General features: G+C 68.5%; 2 protein-coding genes. Both read left to right on the top strand.

Going from position 1 to position 2,642, the window contains the following annotated elements; genetic code table 11:
• Window positions 1-234 precede the first annotated feature (234 nt).
• Window positions 235-765 carry a hypothetical protein gene (locus tag VD972_RS37465; RefSeq protein WP_324993622.1) on the top strand — a complete coding sequence of 177 codons (531 nt, stop codon included), beginning with the start codon at window positions 235-237 and terminating at the stop codon, window positions 763-765.
• 38 nt (window positions 766-803) lie between these two features.
• The gene (locus VD972_RS37460; RefSeq protein ID WP_324993621.1) at window positions 804-2,570 is read left to right on the top strand and encodes an N-acyl-D-amino-acid deacylase family protein; all 1,767 of its coding nucleotides are present in this window, start codon (window positions 804-806) and stop codon (window positions 2,568-2,570) included.
• Window positions 2,571-2,642: the final 72 nt, after the last annotated feature.

Here is a 2,642-nt window from a genome sequence, read left to right as displayed (position 1 = left end):
TCATGACGCAGTGAGCCTTCTTCGCGGAGCATTCCAGAGGCCGGGGGGCCTGTACCGGAAGGCTCCAGGGAGACTTCCGCAAGACAACACCCGTGAAGGGAGCTGTGGTCCAGGCGACAGGAGCTGAACAGGCGATCTCTCCCCTTGGCTTTGCCGCGGGCCCGCTTTTTACTGTTGGGGCTCTGTGGCTCCCCGGCTGTCACAGCACCGAGCCCACACCCGAGAGGTCATCCCATGACGGAATCCCAGTACGTTCGCATCACGGAGAAAGGCTCCGACCCCGAGGGCGCGCTGGCGAAGCAGTACAACGATGCGCTGCTGAGGCAAACGCTCCTCGTGGCGGACCTGCCGTGGATGCTGGGGCCCTTCAATCCCGACGTCGCCCAGGAGGTGCTCGAGACCTTCACCCACGCCGGGGGGCAAGGGCGCGTCCTGGCCGATGCCTTCTCCTCGGAAACAGCCGAGGCCCCCTCGCGGGCTGTGAGCAAGTCCAAGCCCAGGAAGGCGGCGAAGAGGCCCTCCGGCGCCAAGGGCCAGAAGGCGGGCAGTGCCAAAGCGCAGAAGGCCGCGGGTGCGAAGGGGAAGAAGGCCACGAGCGCCAAGAAGGCCGCGAGCGTCAAGGCGAAGAAGCCGAGCGGCGTCAAGGCGAAGAAGGCCGCAAGCCCCAGGAAGGCCGCAGGCGCGAAGAAGAAGGCCAGCGGCGCCAGGGCGAAGAAGGCTCCGAGCCGCGGCAAGGCGGCGGGTGCCGCCAGGCGCAAGCGCTGAGAGTGCTCCCACTGCGGGAGCAGTGAGGCGGAGGCCCTGTGGACCTCATCATCGAGAACGGCCTCGTCTTCGATGGGCTCGGAAGTCCTCCGCGCCCGTGCCATGTCGGCATCCAGGGGAGCACCGTCGCCGAGCTCTCGGAGGCTCCCCTGCCACGGACCCCCGCCACGCGAGTCATCGATGCACGCGGGCACTGGGTCATGCCGGGCTTCATCGACCTCCACACGCACTATGATGCCGAGGTGGAGCTGGCCCCCTCGCTCTCCGAGTCGGTGCGGCACGGCGTCACCACCATCGTCCTGGGAAGCTGCTCCCTGAGCCTGGCGCTGGGCACGCCCGAGGACCTCGCGGACATGTTCTGCCGTGTGGAGGCCATCCCCTACGCCACCGTGCGCTCGCTGCTCGAGGAGCGCAAGCGCTGGAACACGCTCGGCGAGTACCTGGAGCACCTGGACTCGCTGCCCCTGGGGCCACACGTCGCCTCGTTCCTCGGCCACTCCGCACTGCGAGCAAACGTGATGGGCCTCCATCGCAGCCTCGACCGGCGCGAGCGCCCCAGCGCGGAAGAGCTGTCCCGGATGGAGGCCCTGGTCCGCGAGGGCCTGGACCTGGGCTACCTGGGGCTGTCCATCCAGACGCTCAAGTGGGACAAGATGGGCGGCAGCCGGGACATCCGCAGCCGGCCCCTGCCCTCCACCTTCGCGCGTTGGAGCGAGTACCGCCGCCTCACGCGCCTGCTGCGAGAGCGCGGCCGCGTCTTCCAGGGCGTACCCAACGTCAGCACCAAAGTGAACGTCCTGCTCTTCCTGCTGGAGAGCGTGGGCCTGTTCCGCAAGCCGCTGAAGACGACGGTCATCTCGATGATGGATGCGCGCGCCAGCCGTGGCATCCACCGGCTGGTGGGCATCCTCTCGCGCACCTTCAACCGCCTGTTGGGCGCAGACTTCCGGTGGCAGGCGCTGCCCGAGGTGTTCGACCTGTGGGCGGACGGCATCGACCTGGTCGTCTTCGAGGAGTTCGGAGCGGGCACCGCAGCGCTGCACCTCCAGGACGCCACCTCCCGCTCGGAGCTGCTGAAGGACCCTGCCTACCGTGAGCGCTTCCGCCGGCAGTGGACGAGCCGCTTTCTGCCCAAGGCCTTCCACCGTGACTTCAACCAGTCGGAGATCCTCCGCTGTCCGGACGCGAGCCTGGTGGGCAAGTCCTTCGCACAGGTGGCGAAGGAGCAGGGGCGGCACGGGGTGGACGTCTTCCTGGACCTGGTGGCGACGTACGGGGACGCGCTGCGCTGGTTCACGGTGATGGCCAACGACAGGCCTGAGGAGCTGGACTTCATCTGCCAGCATCCGGACGTGCTCATCGGCTTCTCGGACGCTGGGGCGCACCTGCGCAACATGGCCCACTACAACTTCCCGCTGCGGCTGCTGCGCCGCGTGCGCGAGGCCGAGCGCCGAGGCCACCCCTTCATGAGCATGGAGCGCGCCGTGCACCGGCTCACGGGGGAGATTGGCCAGTGGATGGGGCTGGACGCGGGCGTGTTGGCGCAGGGCAAGCGCGCGGATGTGGTGGTGGTGAATCCTGAGGGTCTGGACGAGAGGCTCGAGGTCGCCACCGAGGCGCCTATGGAGAACTTTGGCGGCTACGTGCGGCTGGTGCGTCGCAACGACGCGGCGGTAAAGGCCGTCCTCATCTCGGGTCGAGAGGCCGTCCACGACGGTTCGGTGACACCTTCACTCGGCCGGGAGCGAGGCTTCGGGCAGGTGCTCCGCGCGACGTCCTCGGCTCGTCTACCGGGGAGCGGGTGACGCCCCAGGCGCGGTCCGGCTGACACGCACCGGCACTCCGCTGAACGCGGCATTGCCAGTGAGCGTGTCCAG

This window comes from Hyalangium sp., assembly GCF_035629615.1.
GTDB lineage: Bacteria > Myxococcota > Myxococcia > Myxococcales > Myxococcaceae > Hyalangium.
The sequence above is the reverse complement of the archived record's forward strand: the minus strand, read 5'-3'. Positions and strand labels throughout refer to the sequence as shown.